This window comes from Streptomyces sulfonofaciens (assembly GCF_014656295.1).
Classification (GTDB): domain Bacteria; phylum Actinomycetota; class Actinomycetes; order Streptomycetales; family Streptomycetaceae; genus Streptomyces; species Streptomyces sulfonofaciens.
This window is the reverse complement of record NZ_BNCD01000028.1, coordinates 19,867-36,026: the sequence shown is the minus strand read 5'-3', so window position 1 is coordinate 36,026 and position 16,160 is coordinate 19,867. Positions and strand designations below refer to the sequence as shown.

General features: G+C 76.5%; 6 protein-coding genes. 1 reads left to right on the top strand and 5 read right to left on the bottom strand.

The genetic code is table 11. The annotated features are described in order from the left end of the window. Positions 1–46: 46 nt before the first annotated feature. Positions 47–1,684, bottom strand: coding sequence for a purple acid phosphatase family protein (locus IE313_RS30825; protein ID WP_189938073.1), 1,638 nt, complete (start codon positions 1,682–1,684; stop codon positions 47–49). Between the two features lie 593 nt (positions 1,685–2,277). On the opposite strand from IE313_RS30825, the gene IE313_RS30820 reads away from it, so the two are divergent. Then, positions 2,278–3,561 carry an MDR family MFS transporter gene (locus IE313_RS30820; protein ID WP_189938072.1) on the top strand — a complete coding sequence of 428 codons (1,284 nt, stop codon included), beginning with the start codon at positions 2,278–2,280 and terminating at the stop codon, positions 3,559–3,561. A 264-nt stretch (positions 3,562–3,825) separates the two neighbouring features. Here the strand turns inward: IE313_RS30820 and IE313_RS30815 are convergent, their stop codons facing one another. From IE313_RS30815 to IE313_RS30800, 4 genes are all read right to left on the bottom strand, one after another. Further along, on the bottom strand, positions 3,826–6,861 hold the full coding sequence (locus IE313_RS30815) for a type I polyketide synthase (protein ID WP_189938070.1): 3,036 nt from the start codon (positions 6,859–6,861) through the stop codon (positions 3,826–3,828). Positions 6,862–6,865: 4 nt separating this feature from the next. After that, a complete protein-coding gene (locus IE313_RS30810) occupies positions 6,866–10,144 on the bottom strand; it encodes a non-ribosomal peptide synthetase (RefSeq protein WP_189938068.1) in 3,279 nt (1,092 codons plus the stop codon). A 222-nt stretch (positions 10,145–10,366) separates the two neighbouring features. Beyond that, on the bottom strand, positions 10,367–15,106 hold the full coding sequence (locus tag IE313_RS30805) for a non-ribosomal peptide synthetase (RefSeq protein ID WP_189938067.1): 4,740 nt from the start codon (positions 15,104–15,106) through the stop codon (positions 10,367–10,369). Continuing rightward, positions 15,103–16,158 (bottom strand): MupA/Atu3671 family FMN-dependent luciferase-like monooxygenase, encoded by a 1,056-nt coding sequence (locus IE313_RS30800; RefSeq protein WP_189938066.1) that lies wholly within the window; start codon positions 16,156–16,158, stop codon positions 15,103–15,105. The genes IE313_RS30805 and IE313_RS30800 overlap by 4 nt, the downstream gene beginning before the upstream one ends. Positions 16,159–16,160: the final 2 nt, after the last annotated feature.

Genomic DNA, 16,160 nt, shown 5'->3' with positions numbered 1-16,160 from the left:
TCGGGGTGCGGCCGCCTGGGTCTCGCAGCCGTCGGTTCCGGCCGGTTCACGCCCGGCCGTCGGAGCGGTCGCGCTCCAGCGTGAAGGTCTCGAAGGGCTGGAGTTCGCCCTGTGTGCCGACGACGTCGTAGTAGGTCACGGTGATCCGCGTCCTGTCGCCGGGGTGCCGCCCGGGGTCCACGCTGAACGCGGCGAAGCCGTAGGAGTGGGCCCTGTCGCGGACCGCGGACCACGGGGCGTCCTCGCGGGTGTAGACGGGCGGGCGCTTGCCCGTCGCCGGGTCGGGCGGGCCCACCGACGTGATCACGCGGCACGCGGGCGGGTCGAAGAAAAGCTGGTTCGACGGCGCGGACGTGCCACCGCCGCCGATCACCATGTGCACGGTGCCCTCGGTGGTGTCGATGACGTCCGTGCGGGTCGACGCGGGCACCGGGGTGAGCGTCTCGTTCCGCTGCCGGCCGCGGACCGGGTGGCTGCGCTCGTAGTGGTGCTCGTGGCCGCAGACGACCAGGTCCACGCCGTACTCGTCGAACAGCGGCAGCCACTCCTGGCGGATGGCCAGGTCGGCGCCGTTGAACTGGTCCGCGGTGCTGACGGCGACCTGGTGCATGCACACCACGATCCAGTCGATGTCGCGGTCGGCGCGGCTGCGGCGCAGCTCCTTCTCCAGCCACGCCTTCTGCGCACCGTCCGAGTAGCCGCGCACGTAGCTGCTGCCGCCGTCCTGGAGGCAGATGTCGTCGTTGGCGAGGAAGACGACGCGGACCGAGCCGACGGTCATCGCGTACCAGAGCCCGGCGGTGTCGTCGTTCTGCCCTGCCTGGCGGGGCAGTGAGAAGTACGTCTGGTAGGCGCGGTAGCCGATCGGGCCGTTGCCGAGTTCGTTCTCGTGGTTGCCCGGCGCGGGCATCCAGGGGCGGAACCGGGCGCTGCGGGTGTTGTTGTCCCAGAAGTCCGACCAGGTGCGCACCCGGTCGGTGGCCAGGTTGGCGTAGCACAGGTCGCCGTTGAAGAGGTGGAACAGCGGCTGGACGCGCTCGATCGCGGCCGGCAGGTCGCCGGACGCGGGACCGCCGAGGTTGTCGTTGACGTACGGCGGGTTCGGCAGGTCGACGCCCGCGGGCGGCACGAACCTCCTGCCGGTGGTGGGCGTGCCCTGGTCGCCGAAGCTGGTGAAGGTGAAGGCCGCACGCCCCCTGGGGGCGGTGGCGAAGGTGCCGGACACGGGCTGGGCACCCTTGTGCACGGCGAGGTAGACGTACTCCCGGCCGGCCCCGAGGCCGGTGATGCGGGCGTGCTGGGCGTACACGCGCCGGCCTGACTGGGCGTCGGTGTAGCTCGTGGTCTCGGCCGGGTGGCTGCGCGCGTACCGGCCGTCCGGGCCGCCGAGCAGGACGCGGGCCTCCGCCACGGGCCGGAGCGTGTGCCAGGAGACGACGACCTCGCTGGAGGCGTCGGCGCCGAACTGCAGATGCAGGCCGCTGACCACCGGTGTGCTCGTCGGGGCACCGGCCGGGGCGCCGACCGCGGCCGGTGCCCCGGCCGCGGAGGCCGAGGAGGAGGGTGCGGCGGCGGCCGGAGACTCCGGCAGGCCCGCCGCGAGGGCGGTACCGAGGGCGCCGGCCCCCGCCAGCATGCCGCGTCTCGACAGGTAGGAGGTGAACAACTGCTCGTCGTTGGACATGTGAGACACCCTGCTGCCGGCTGCGGAAAGGTATGTGACGACCAGGTGAACGGACCCCGACCGTCTCCTTTCCCGCGGGTCACCGTACGGATGCCGCCCCGGGGGCACCGGCCGTCCACACGCCCGGCCCCGCACCGGTCCCCGCCGTTCGTCCCGGCCCTCCGCGGCCGTCCCCACCCCGGCCGTCCCCACCGGGGCCCTGCCGCAGGGCGGGCGCGCCGCTTGCGGTGAACCGCCGTCCCCGGACGGCCCGTCGGCGCCCGGGGCGGCGGGCCGACGGCGCCGCCCGGGCACCCGGCACATACAGTGCGGGATCATGGGCGAACGGCCGGCGGCGGTCCGCGGGGTGCGGAGCGGCCGCTTCCCGATCCGCTCGTCGGCCGCGCCCGGCCCACCGTGCCGTTCGCGGCCCGCCCCACCCAGGTGGGCGCCGGTCCGTGCGACGGGCCGGGACGCGGCCGCGGGGCGGGCTCAACGGCCGTCCGCCGCCGGTCGGGGCGACCGGACGGGCGCCGGGCACGCCCGGGCCGCCGCACCGGCGGGACCGCCCCGGAGGACCTGATCCACCTGAGCAACGAAAGAGGTCTTGCCCGATGTCTGTCGCTACGCACGTGGGGCGTGCCGTCCGGGCCACCGCCGGTGGATTCCCCCGCAGCTTCTGGTGGCTGTGGACCAGCACCCTGATAAACCGGCTCGGGCTGTTCGTCTACCCGTTCCTGACGCTGTATCTGACGGCGGAGCGCGGCTACTCGGTCGCCTTCGCCGGGCTGGTGCTCGCGGTGTTCGGCCTGGGCGGCACGGTCGGGGCACTGCTCGGCGGTGTACTCGCCGACCGGATCGGACGCCGGCCGACGATGATCGGGGCGCAGGCGGCGAACGCGTCGGCCACCCTGGCGCTCGCCTTCGTCACCCAGCCGGTGGCGGTGGCCGCGCTGGCCTTCGTCTTCGGCGCCGGGGTCAGCGGCTCACGACCCGCGGTGTCGGCGATGGTGACCGACCTGGTGCCCCCGCAGGACCGGGTGCGGGCCTTCTCGCTGAGCTACTGGGCGGACAACATCGGTTTCGCGGCGGCCGCCGCGGCGGCCGGCTTCCTCGCCCACGCGGGCTACCGCTGGCTGTTCGTGGGCGACGCGTCCACCACCGTGCTGTGCGGGGTCATGATGGCCGTTTCGCTGAAGGAGTCCCTGCCCGCCGCCCGGCCCGAGCCCGGTGCGGGCGACGGGGCGGCCCCCGCGGGCCTTCGGCAGGTGCTGCGGGACGGGCGCTTCATGCTGCTGGTGGTGATGGCCTTCGCCATCTGGTCGGTGTACTACCAGGGCCCTACCGCGTTGCCGGTCGTCATGGCACACCGCGGGCTCGACGCCAGTGACTACGGCCTGGTGATGGCCCTCAACGGCATCCTCATCGTCGTCCTGCAGATGCCCGTCGCGCGCCTGCTGCGCAACCGCAGCAAGGCTCCGCTGCTCGTGGTGGGCGTGCTGCTGATCGGCGGCGGCTTCGGGCTGACCGGTCTGGCCGGCTCGGTCGCCGTCTTCTACGCCCTGACCGTGGTGATCTGGACGTTCGGCGAGATGGTGTACGCGCCCACGGTCTCCGCCGCGGTCGCCGACGCGGGCCCGGAACAGGCCCGCGGGCGTTACCAGGGCGTCTTCGGCTTCGGCACGTCGGCGGCGTCCTTCGTCGCCCCGCTCGCCAACGGCCAGGTCCTCCAGCACTTCGGGCCCTCGGCGCTGTGGGCCGGCTGCGCGGTGCTCGGCGCGGTCACCGCCGTCGGCTTCCACCTGGCGTTGCGCACCCCGCGCCCCGTCGCACCGGCGCACGCCACCGCGCCGGAGGCCCTGCGCGCACAGGCCGCCGGCGAGGCCGCGGGGAGCTGAGGGACCGCGCGCGGGCCGACTCCCCCTGCCGGGCCGGCCCGCGCGACCGCCGCACCGGGGACGGGCCCCGGGCGACGCGGCACCCGGGGGCGTCGGCCGGGCCGGGCCGCAAGGCGCCCCGTACGGCCGCCCGCGCGGCGGTGCCCGGCGGGCCGGCGCCGCCCGCACCGGGCAGCCGGCGGCCCCGGGCGCTCCGGACCCACCGGCGGCGTCACCCCGCCCCGGCCGCCGGCGGCGCTCCCCCCGCTTCGGACGCCCGCACCGTCAGCCGGCCGGGTGCCCGCTGCCGCCGTCCTCGGCGACCACCTCGTCCAGCAGGGCGGCCAGCAGGCCGTCGGCCTCGCGGGCCGCCGCGTCCGCCTCCACGATCCGGGCCACCAACTCCCGCAGCGGCAGCGGGTCCAGCAGGAGCGTCACCGGGATCTCCACACCGAGGTCGTCGCGGAGCCGTCCCACCACCTGGACCGCGGTGAGCGAGTCGCCGCCGACCGCGAAGTACGTACGCTCCAGGTCCTCGGGTCCGGACAGGCCCAGCGCCTCGTCGAGCACCCGGGTCACGGCCGCCGCCAATCCGCCGTCCGGCGCGGCCGCGGCATCGCCCCGTCCCGTGTCACCGTCCGCCGCGTCCGCCGCGTCCGCAAGGGCGGCCTGCGCCGGCTGCCCGCCCGCCGCCGCCCCGGCCGCCGCCGGGACCAGTGCGCCCCAGCGGCGCCCGGCGAACGGGTGCGTCGGCAGGTGGACCCGGCGCGCCCCGGCCGGCGCGGCCTTCGCCCACTCCACCCGGTGGCCCTGCACCCACAGCCGGCCCAGCGTGTCCAGTGCCACCGCCGCCTCGTCGGCGCCCTCCGCGGTGCCGAACGTCGTCCCTGTGCCCCGCCCCGGGACCGCCCGGCGGCCCTGCGACACCAGGGCGTTGCCCGGGCCGACCTCCAGCAGCGGACCGGACGTGGCGGCGGCCGCCGCCACCACCGCGTCCCGGTAGCGCACGGTCCCGCGCAACTGGCCCACCCAGTACCCGGGGTCGAGCAGCTCCCCGCCGTCCAGCAGGCCGCCGGTCACGCTCGACGCGTACGGCAGCAGCGGCGCCCGCAGGGCCGCACCGGCCACCAGGTCGCCGTACTCCGCCAGTACCGGCTCCATCAGTGCGGAGTGGAACGCCTGCGCCACCCCCAGGTCGCGGAAGGGCACCCGCTCGGCGGTGAGGCGCGCGGCCAGTTCGTCCAGCACGGCCGCCGGACCCGAAAGGATCACCGACCGGGGGCCGTTGACGGCGGCCAGCTCCACCTGCGGGGTGAGCAGCGCGGCCGCCTCCCGCTCGTCCAGCGCGACGGCCAGCATCCGGCCGGGCGCGGTGCCCTCCATGAGCCGGCCGCGCGCGGCTGCCAGGGCCAGCGCGTCGGGCAGTTCCAGCACACCGCCCACCACGGCTGCCGCGTACTCGCCGATGCTGTGGCCGGCCACGGCCGCCGGGGTGATCCCCCACTCCTGCCACAGGCGGGCGGCCGCCACCTCCAGCGCCACCAGCGTCGGCTGCCAGTACGCGGTGCCCTCCTGGCGGTCCGCGAGCCACGGGCGGGGATCGGGGCCGCCCACCGCGGCCAGTGCCTCGGCGGCCGCGTCCAGCTCCCGGCGGAAGGCCCCGAACGCCTCGTAGAGCCCCCGCCCCGCCTGCGGGTACTGGCCCGCCTGACCGGAGAAGAGCATCACCGGCCCCTGCGGCTCGGGCCCGGGCTCCGGCGCCGCCTCGTCGTCCTGCCGGGCGGCGATCGCCTCCAGCGCGGCCACCGCCTCCGCGCGGTCGTGCGCCACCACGAAGGCCCTGCGGCCCAGTTCGGCCCGGGCGGTGCCCAGGGTCAGGGCCGCGTCGGCGAGCGCGGGGGCGTCCGGCGCGCGGAGGGCGCCGGCCAGGGCCGTGGCGATCCGCGCGACCTGCCCGCCGGTGCGGGCCGACAGCGGCAGCAGCAGGGCGCCCTGCGGGGAGCGCGGCGCCGCGGGTGCGATCGGCGGGGCCTCCTCCAGGACGACGTGCACGTTCGTGCCGCCCAGTCCGACGGAGGTCACCCCGGCGAGCCTGCGGCCGCCGGCCGGACGGGGCCACTCGGCGGCCTCGGTGACCAGCCGCAGCGGTGCGGAGGGCGCCGCCAGGTCGGCGTTGGGCCGTGCGACGTTCACGGTGGGCACCAGCATGCCGTGCTCCAGCATGAGCACCACCTTGATCAGCCCCGCGACACCGGCCGCGGCGTCGAGGTGGCCGATGTTGGACTTCACCGACCCGATCGCCACCGAGCCGGGCCGGGCGAGGGCCCCCAGGGCCTCGGTGATGCTCGCCGCCTCCACGTGGTCGCCCAGCGGTGTGGCAGTGCCGTGCATCTCCAGGTACTGCGCGTCGGCGGGTTCGAGCTCGGCCGCCGCCCACGCCTCGGTGACCGCGCGCAACTGCCCGGCCGGGCCGGGTGCGGAGAAGCCGACCCGGGCGGCGCCGTCGTTGCTCAGCGCGCTGCCGCGCACGACCGCCCGGATCGGGTCGCCGTCGGCGAGCGCGTCCTCCAGGCGGCGCAGCACCACCAGCCCGGCGCCGTCGCCGCTGAGCGTGCCCGCGGCCTGCTCGTCGAAGGGGCGGCACCGCCCGTCCGGTGAGCCTATGCCGCCCTGTCGGTGGAGGTAGCCCGCGGTACGCACGGACGCGATGGACACCCCGCCGGCCAGCGCGGTGTCGCAGTCGCCGGACAGCAGTGCCTGGGCCGCCAGGTGCACGGCGGCCAGCGAGGTGGAGCAGGCCGTCTGCACCGTGAGGCTGGGCCCTGTCAGGCCCAGGCGGTAGGAGATCCAGGGGGCGAGGAACTCCCGGTCGGTGAGCAGGCGCACCTGGAGCTCGCCCAGCCGCTCGGCGAGCGAGGGGTCCCCGTAGGCGGCGATCATGTGTTCGGTGAGGCTGCCGCCCACGTAGACGCCGGTGCGCTCGGGGGCGTCCAGGGGGTCGAAGCCGGCGTCCTCCAGTGCCGCCCAGGCGGTCTCCAGCAGTACCCGGTGCTGCGGGTCGAGGGCGGCCGCCTCGACCGGTCCGAAACCGAACAGCTCCGCGTCGAACCGGTCCGGCTCGTGCAGGGCGCCCTTCGCCGCCACGTAGTCGTCGCGTGCGGCGAGCGCCGGGTCGACCCCCGCGGCGGCCAGGTCGGCGGGCGTCAGGTCGGTGATCGAGCAGACGCCCTTCGCCAGGCCGGCCCAGAACGCGTCGGTGTCGCCGGCGCCCGGGAAGCGTCCGCTGATCCCGGTGATCGCCAGGGAATACTCCGTGCTCATCTCTTCACTCTCCGGAAAGGTTCGCGGGACGGATGCGGGCCCGGCGGCCCTGGGCCCGGCGGCGGCCCGCCTCGACGGCGCCGGCCCGCCCGGAAGGCGCCCGGCCCTGTGGGCCGGCCGCGGTGCCGGCGGAGGGCTGGACGCCGTCCAGGAACTCGGTCAGCGAGGCGACCGTCGGATGCCGGAACAGGTCGACCATCCGCAGCGCCGGGAAGGCCGGCACCAGCCCGGCGTGCACGGCGAGCAGGCGCAGCGAGTTGCCGCCGAGGTCGAAGAAGTTGTCGTGGGTGCCGACCCGCGGCAGTCCCAGCACCTCGGCCCACACCGAGGTCACGGCGCGCTCCGCCGCGGTCAGCGGCTCGGGCCCGCGCGCGGTGGTCCCGGTGCCGCCCGGTGCCGGCGGGGTGGGCAGCGCCGCGCGGTCCACCTTGCCGCTGCTGTTCAGCGGGAGCGCCGCCACCTGCTGGTAGACATCCGGCAGATAACCGCGCGGCAGGCGCTCGGCGAGCCGGGCCCGCAACCGCTCGGGGTCGATGGTGTGGCCCTCGGCCGCGACCATGTGGGCGACGAGCCGGCTGGTCCCGAGCGTGTCCGGCCGCACGGTCACCACCGCCTGCGCCACCGTCTCGTGCGCGGTGAGCGCGGTCTCGACCTCGGCCGCCTCGATGCGCACCCCGTGGTGCTTGAGCTGGGTGTCGCTGCGGCGGTGGTAGTAGATCCGGCCGTCGGGCCCCTGGTGCCCCAGGTCGCCGGTGCGGTACATCCGGGCGCCGGGCTCGTCCGCGTACGGGTCCGCGACGAACCGGACGGCGGTCTGGCCGGGGTCGCCGGTGTACCCGCGCGCCGGGCCCCCACCACCCACGTACACCTCGCCCGTGGCACCGGGGATGACCGGCCGCAGCCGGGCGTCGAGCACGCGGACCGGGCTGCCCGGGCAGGGGCGGCCGATCGGCGGCACCTCGTGCGGGGCGAGCCGGGCGAGCGTGGCCCAGACGGTGGTCTCGGTCGGGCCGTAGGCGTTGACGAAGACCCGGTCGCCCGCCCAGGTGTCGGCGAGCCGCTGCGGGCAGGGCTCGCCGGTGGTGATCAGCGTCGCCGGCCCCGGCAGCAGGGCGGGCGCGCCGGGCGGCAGGGTGCCCAGTGCGGTCGGGGGCAGCGCGGCCACCGTCGGCCGGTACCTGCGCAAGGCATCCAGCAGGTCGGGCCCGAGCCGCTCGTGGTCGTGGACCACGCACAGGGCGGCCCCGGCGGTCCAGGCGGCGAAGATCTCCCACACCGACACGTCGAAGGTGAGCGAGGCGTACTGCAGCACCCGGTCGTCCGCGCCGATGCCGAACGACTGCGGCTGGGCGTCGACCAGGTGGCCGAGGTTGGCCTGGGTGACCGCGACGGCCTTCGGCCGGCCGGTGGTGCCCGAGGTGTAGAGCGTGTAGGCCAGATGGTGCGGGCCCGCCGCGCGCGGGGCCCCTCCGGTGGCGTCCCGCGGCGCCCCGCACGGCTGCTCGTCCGCGTCGGCGTCGGCGTCGGCGTCGAGGACGGGCAGGCCCCCGCAGAGCGCGCGCAGCCGGGGCACGCTCTCCGCGTCGCCCAGCAGGACGCGCGGCGCACTGCGTTCGATGAGCGAGGCGATCCGCGCGTCGGGGTGCTCGGCGTCCAGGGGCAGGTAGGCGGCCCCCGCCCGGTGCACGCCCAGCAGCGCCACCAGGGTGTCCGCGGTGCGCGGCCGGCACACCCCCACGAGGTCGTCGGGTCCGGCGCCGTGCGCCCGCAGCCGTGCCGCCAGCGCGTCGGCCCGCTCGACCAGCTCCCGGTAGGTGACGGTCCCGGTGGGGTCCACCAGCGCCGGGGCGTCCGGCTGCCGGGCCGCGGTCCGCGCGATCCGCTCGTGGACGGGCACGAACGGCGCGTCCCGCTCGTTCTGCGCCGGTTCCAGCGGCACCCTGCCCCAGGTCTCCAGCACGGTGTGGCGCAGCGGGGGCGGCAGCACCTCGGCGTCGCCGACCGGGATCCGCGGGCGCCGCACCACGTCGCCGAGGAACGTCAGGAAGCAGTCGGCCCACCGGCGCACCGTCACCGACGTGAGCAGGTCCGCCCGGTAGGAGAAGGACGCCTCAAGGCCGGAGTCGTCCGAGCGCATGTGCAGCATCAGGTCGAAGCGGGCGTCGTCGAGGAACAGCCGGATCGGTTCCACCCGCGCGCCCGCCAGGTCCAGGGCCAGCTCGTAGCCGTCCTCCAGCGAGAACAGCACCTGGAACACCGGGTCGTGGCGCGGGTCGCGGTCCGGTGAAAGCGCGGCCACCACCTCCTCGAACGGCACGTCGAAGTGCGGGCGGCAGGCCCCCACCAGCCGGTCCGCGCGCCGCACCAGTTCCTCGAAGGCCGGGTCGCCGCCGATGTCGCAGCGCAGCGCCACGGTGTTGACGAGCATCCCGACCAGCGACTGCAGGTCCGCCCGTTCGCGGCCGGCGACCGGGGTGCCCACCACCAGGTCCTCCTCGCCCGTCAGACGGCCGAGGAACGCGCAGAACGCGGCGAACAGCACGGTGAACACGGTGGTGCCCTGCGCGCGTGCCAGCCCCGCCAGCAGTGCTGCGGTGTCGTCGGGCACCCGCACCCGCTCGACGCCGCCCGCCGCGGTGCGCACCGCCGTCCTCGGCCGGTCGGTGGGCAGCGGGGTCAGCGCCGGCGCCCCCGCGAGGTGGCCGCGCCAGAACTCGGCGCCCGCGGCGAACTCGCCGGCCGCCACCCGGCCGCTGTGCCAGGCCGCGTAGTCGGCGTACTGGAGCCCCGCGGGCTCGGTCGTCGCGGGCCCGCCCGCCCGGTAGTCCGCCGACAGCTCCCGCAGCAGCAGGTCCATCGACCAGCCGTCGCACACCACGTGGTGCGAGGCCAGCACCAGCAGGTGGCTGCCGTCGTCGACGTGCAGCACCGAGCAGCGCAGCAGTGGCGCGGCCGACAGGTCGAAGGGGCGGCCCGCGTCCGCCTCCAGCCTGGCCCGCGCGGCGGCCGCCGGCACCCCGTGCGCCACCGTGACGCGGACCTCGGCGTGCGGCAGGACCGCCTGCACCGGCTCCCGCCCGGCGGTGCGGATGCCGGTGCGCAGCACCTCGTGCCGCGCCACCAGGGCGTTGACGCAGACCTCCAGCAGGTCCACGTCGAGGGGGCCGTGCACGGCGAAGGCCGAGTAGACGTTGTACTGGGGGCTGTCGGGGTCCATGCCGTGGGCGACCAGGAGGCGGGCCTGGGCTGAGGAGACCGGGAAAAGGTCGGCTTCGGTCGTCATGGGGCCGGATTCGGTGGACGGCATCGGGAGCCTCACGGGAATCGGGGATGGGTGGGGGTGGCACGGGGCTCGGACGGTGTCCGGTGATGGGGTGCCGTGCGCGCCGGCACGGCCCGCGGTGACCGCCGCTCGCTGGCGGCCGCACCTGTCGGGAGCGGGTGTGCCGGGCGGGCGCGGGTGTGCCGGGCGCCGCGGGGCAGGCGCACGTCCGGCACGCCCTCGTCAGGGGCCGGCCGGCGCGGCCTTCGCCGAGCAGGTCCCGGCCAGCAGGCGCAGCGCGGCGAACCAGTCGTCGGCCAGGCGGTGGACCGTCGCGTCGGGCACGTCGGCGGGCCACGACCAGGTGGCGGTCAGCCGGGGGCCGCCGGGCCCGTCGTCCACATGGGCGTCGATCTCCACGGCGTGTGCCGGGGGCATCGTGCCGACCACGCCGAGCAGTTCGGTGCCCTCGGGGGCGCCGGAGCCGGAGCCCCCGATGCGGCCCATGTAGTTGAACCGCACCGCGGGCCTCGGGAAGCCGGACAGCTCAGGCCCGGTGCGCGGGTTGAGGTGGCGAAGCTGGCCGTAGCCGATGCCGTCGGCGGGGAGCCTGCGCAGTTGCGCCACCGCGTCCTGCAGGGCGGCGACCGCCTGGGTGCCCCCCGACCAGAACGCCGCCGGGTGGCCGGCGCCGGACAGGTCGACCCGCACCGGGTACTGGTCGGTGAACCAGCCGACCGTCCGGGACAGGTCGATCTCCGCGGTGTCCCCCGGCGTCTGCCTGCCGTGCCCCTCCACGTGCATCACCAGCGCGGAGGCACCTGTCGCGGTCCGCGTGGCGGCCGCGGTCAGCGCGGTCAGCAGCAGGTCCCTGAGCCGGCAGTCGTGCGCCGCCGGCAGCGTGGTCAGCAGCGTCTGCGTGCAGGCGCGGTCCAGCGTCCGCGTCAGATCGTGCCGCACCGCGCCCGGGCCCGGTGATCCCAGGTCGACCGCCCCTGCCGGGTCGAGCGCCGCACGCCACGCGCCCAGTTCCGCCTCCCGGGCGGGGCTGAGCGCGTCGTCGTGCAGCAGCCGCGCCCAGCGGGTGAAGGAGGTGCTCGCCGCGGGCGGCGTACGGTCGCCCGCCAGCAGCCGTCCGAGCTCGCGCACGAGGATGCGCTGCGAGACGACGTCCACGCCCAGGTGGTGCACCGTCAGCAGCAGCCGGCCGTCGTCCTGCCCCCCGTCCCGCGAGGTGTCGAACCACACCGCACGCACCGTCTCGCCGCGCACCGGGTCGAGCCGGGTGCGTGCCGCCTCCCCGCGGGCCGCCTCGGCAAGCGCCGCCGCGTCGAGCCCCCGCGCGTCGACGCGCTCGACCGGGTGGCCGTCCGCGGGCGCCTCGACGACCGTCAGGCAACCGTGGTCGGGCGCGAGCCGCAGCCGCAGCGCGTCGTGCCTGCGGACGAGGTCGCCGACCGCCGCGCCGACGGTGGCCGGTCCTGCGCCGCGCGGTACGGGCACCACCAGCGACAGGTGGAAGCCGGGCAGGTCGCCGCCGTCGTTGTTCTCCAGCCACCAGCGCATGATCGAGGTCAGCGGCACAGGTCCCGCGGCCTCGGCGCCCCGCGCGGAATCCGGCCGGGGGGCGGGGTCCGCGTTTCGCGCGAGGGCGGCGAGGCCGCCGACCGTACCGGCCGCGAAGACCTCGCGGGCGGTCAGTTCCAGCCCCGCGGCCCGGGCGGCGGCCACCAGTTGGAGGGCCATGATGCTGTCGCCGCCCAGCGAGAAGAAGTCCTCGTCGACACCGACCCGTGCGACGCCGAGCACCTCGGCGAACAGCCCTGCCAGCAGCCGCTCGCGCGCGGTGCGCGGCGCCTCGGACACCGCGGCACCGTACGCGGGCGCCGGCAGGGCCCGCCGGTCCAGCTTGCCGCCGACCGTCGTCGGCACCTGATCGAGGACGACGACCGCCGCCGGCACCAGGTGCGCGGGCAGCCGCCCGGCGAGGTGGGAGCGCAGCGAGGCGCCGTCGGGGACCGCGTCGCCCTCCTGCCCGCCCGGCCCGCGTTCCGGGACGGCGTACGCGACCAGGCGGCGGTCGCCCGGCCGGTCCTCGCGGACGACCACGGCGGCCTGGCGGACCTGCGGATGGGCCGCGAGCACCGCCTCGACCTCGCCCGGTTCGATGCGGAAGCCGCGGATCTTGACCTGGTCGTCGGACCGGCCCTCGTAGTACAGCCGGCCGTCCGCCGCCCACCGCACCAGGTCGCCGGTGCGGTACATCAGCGCCCCGGGCTCGCCGGCGTCCGGATCGGGGACGAAGCGCGCCGCGGTCGCGCCCGGCCGGTGCAGATAGCCGCGGGCCAGTTGGGGCCCGGCGAGGTACAGCTCGCCGACGACGCCGACCGGCACCGGCTGGAGCAGGGCGTCCAGCACCTGGACCCGCACCCCCCGCACCGGGCGGCCGATCGGGGGGACCTCGCCCGGCCGCAGCGGGTCGCTGAGGGTGGCGATCACCGTGGCCTCGGTGGGCCCGTAGGCGTTGACCAGCGACCGTCCCGGGGCCCAGCGCGCGGCCAGTTCGGCGCCGACCGCCTCCCCGCCGGTGAGCAGGGTGGCGAGGGCGCGCAGGTCCGCCCGGCCGTCGGCCGGCATGCTCGCCAGCACGGTGGGCGGGATCAGCGCCCAGGTCACCCCGTGGTCGGCGAGGAAGGCGGCGAGCGCGGGGCCGGCCAGCGGCTCGGGCCCTGGCACCACCAGCGTGCCGCCGGAGCCGAAGGCGGCACAGAGTTCCGATATGGAGGCGTCGAAGCTTCCCGAGGCGAGCTGCGCGACCCGGGTGTGTGTGCCGAGCCCGCCGCCGTCGACGAGCGACGCGGTGAGGGCGGCGAGTCCGGAGCGCGTCACGACGACGCCCTTCGGCTCGCCGGTGGACCCGGAGGTGTAGATGACGTAGGCCGCGCCGTGCGGGTCCGGCCCCGCGGGGTCCGCGGCGATCGGTGCGCAGTCCGCTCCTTCCCGCCCCTCCTGCGCCTCGCGCCACGCCAGGGCGCGCGCCCCCGCCGGGGCGGGGACGCCGTCGCCGGTCAGGACGAGCGCCGGACGGGCGTCACGGACCAGGCGGGAGGTGCGCTCGGCCGGGTGGGCCGGATCGAGGTGCAGATGGGCGCCGCCGGCCCGGTCCACCGCGAGCAGGGCGGTGACGAACTCCGGGCCGCGGGGCATCGCCAGCCCGACGATGCTCTCCGGGCCGACGCCGAGCGCGGCGAGCCGGCCGGCGGCACGGGCCACCCGCTCCTCGAGCAGGGCGTAGCCGAGCGCGCCGCGGGGACCGTCCAGCGCGACCGCGTCCGGGGTGAGCGCCGCCCACTTGGCCACCAGGGCCGACAGGGAGGTGGCCGGGCCGGTGGCGGCGGGGCCGTGCTGGACGCGGCCGAGCCGCCGCCGCGCGTCGGCGCCGAGCAGGGCGGACCGGCCGACCGGCACACGGGGCCGGGCCAGCAGGTCGGCGAGCAGCACGGTGAAGGAGTCCGTCCAGTGGCCGACCGTCTCCGGTGCGAACAACTCGGTGTGGAACTCGAAGACACCCTGCATGGAACCGTCGGGGGTGTCCCGCACGATGACCACGAAGTCGTGCTCGCCTCCGGTGTGCACCCGCTGGAACCGGGCGCCCTCCGGCAGGGTGTGGATGCTCTGCTGCTGGCCCAGGTGCATGAACACCCACTGGAACAGCGGCGACCGGTCGGCCGTGCGCTGGGGCGCGAGGTCGCTGACGATCCGGCCGACCGGGACGGAGGAGTGGGCGAGGATCCCCGGCAGGTCGGCGACGAACCCGGTGAGCAGGTCCTCGAAGGACCGTGCCGGATCGATCCGCCAGCGGGTCGGCATCACGTTCATCACATAGCCGATGAGGCGTTCCAGGCCCTTGGCGCCGCGGTTGGCCGTCGGGGTGCCCAGCACGAAGTCCGGCGACCCGGTCAGCCGGTGGACCAGGACGGCGAACGCGGAGAGCAGCACCGCGAACACCGAGGTGTCGTGGCGGCGGGCGAACTCCCTGACCGCGCCCGCTCGTTCTGCCGAGAGGGTGAACGGGACCGACTCGGTGCCCTGCTGCGAGCCGGAGTCCGGCGCCACGGCGGCGGCACCGGCGTCCAGCGGCCCCGGGGGCTCCTTGAGGTAGTCGCGCCAGAAGTCGAGCTGCGCGTCGAAGACCCCGGCCTCCTCCAGCTCCGCCTGCCAGGCCGCATAGTCCGCGTACTGCACCTCGGGCCGCTCCGGTGGCGTGCCGCCGCCCGCCAGGGCCGCGTACGCCTGGGCGAACTCGGTGTGCAGGATGTCGAAGGAGTACCAGTCGGTGATGATGTGGTGCAGGCTCAGCACCAGTGTGGAGCGGGCGTCGTCCAGGACGATGTGGCACGCGCGCAGCGGCGATTCGCGGGCCAGGTCGAAGGGGCGGGCGCGGATCGCGGCCACCGCCTCGTCGAGGGTCGCGGAGCCGTCGCGCAGGTCGCGGCGCTCGACGCCGAAGGACTCGACGGGTGCGGGGGCGGCGGTGAGGGCGCCCACCTCGCCGGTGATACGGCTGCGCAGCACGTCGTGCCGGGAGCAGACCAGCCGCAGCGCGGCCTCCAGACGGCCCGTCTCGACGGGATGGTCGAAGTGGTAGGTGCCGCACAGGTTGAGCGCCGCGCTGCCGGGGTGCAGCGAGTCGAAGACCCACAGGTCGCGCTGCGCCGGGCTGAGCGGGGCGGGCCCGGCCGCTCGGTGGGCGGCGACCACGGCGGGCAGGGAGGCGGGGTTCCGGCCGGCCGCGACGAGCCGGCGCACCAGGGTCACGCGCTGCTCGCGGGTGAGGGCCGCGAGTCGTTCCGCGGGCAGCGCCTGCGGTGCGGGCGCGGTGCGGGCCCGGCCGGCGGGGGCGCCGGCCGCGGCGGCGGCGACGGGCCCGGATGCTCCGGTGACGGGTGCGGCGGGGGTGCCGGGGAGGTGCGGGACGTTCATTCGGCCATCTCGTTCTTCAGCTCGGCCAGTCGGTGCAGGGAGGCGAGGACGGTGTCGCGGTCGAGGCCGAAGTCGACGAAGCAGGTGACCTCGTCGACGCCCAGCTCGCGCAGGCCCGCGAGCGCCTTGGCGCAGGTGCCCGGCGAGCCGATCAGCGAGCCCCAGGAGAGGTAGCGCTCGAAGGCGAAGTCGGTCATGGTTCTCACGTCGGCCTCGCTGAGCGCGGCGACCGCCTGACCGTGCGCGCCCACCCGGTTGGAGGCCGACTGCCGCACGTGGTTGCGCAGGTACTCCTTGAGCGGCGCCTCGACCCGGCGCCGCGCCTCGGCGTCGCTCTCGCCGACGTAGGTGTGCGCCATGACGGTGACGCAGCCCCGCTCGGCGGCGCCCGGCTGCTCGGGGGCGGCGGCGTACTCGACGCGGTAGCGGGCGATGCGCTCGGCGAGTTCGTCGGGGCCCTGGCTGACGGTCGCACCGAGCAGGCCGGTGCGCAGCCGGGCGGCGGTGGTCCAGCTCTCCGGGCTGCCGGAGGACGTCAGCCAGATCGGCAGTACCGGCGAGGCGGGCCGCGGCTGCGGGCGTACCGTCGCCAGGGCCCCGCTGCCGTCGGTCAGTTCCACCGGCTCGCCGGCCCACAGCCGGCGGATGAGCGGGATGTCGTCCAGGACCCGCTGCCGCCGGCCGGCGAAGTGGTCCGGGGCGAGCACGAAGTCGGCGGAGTGCCACCCGGCGGCGGCCGACAGCCCGACGCGGCCGCCGCCCGACAGGTTGTCGATCACCGCCCAGTCCTCCACCACCCGCAGCGGGTGGTGGAGCGGCAGGACCACGCTGCCGGCGCGTACGGCGATCCGCCGGGTGACGGCGGCGATCGCCGCGGAGAGCACCGGCGGGCTCGGGAACGCCTGCCCCACCTCCTGGAAGTGCCGCTCGGGCGTCCACACGGCCGTGAAGCCGAGGTCGTCGGCGGCGCGGGCGATGGCCAGCACGTCCGTGTACGTGGCGGTGTGGTCGGCGGCGTTCTCGGCGCCGAAGAACATGATGCTGAGCTCCACGG

Excerpts from the sequence above, each read along its gene's own strand:
- IE313_RS30825 (WP_189938073.1), bottom strand. The coding sequence starts at position 1,684 with ATGTCCAACGACGAGCAGTTGTTCACCTCCTACCTGTCGAGACGCGGC.
- IE313_RS30820 (WP_189938072.1), top strand. The coding sequence starts at position 2,278 with ATGTCTGTCGCTACGCACGTGGGGCGTGCCGTCCGGGCCACCGCCGGT.
- IE313_RS30815 (WP_189938070.1), bottom strand. The coding sequence starts at position 6,861 with ATGAGCACGGAGTATTCCCTGGCGATCACCGGGATCAGCGGACGCTTC.
- IE313_RS30810 (WP_189938068.1), bottom strand. The coding sequence starts at position 10,144 with ATGACGACCGAAGCCGACCTTTTCCCGGTCTCCTCAGCCCAGGCCCGC.
- IE313_RS30805 (WP_189938067.1), bottom strand. The coding sequence starts at position 15,106 with ATGAACGTCCCGCACCTCCCCGGCACCCCCGCCGCACCCGTCACCGGA.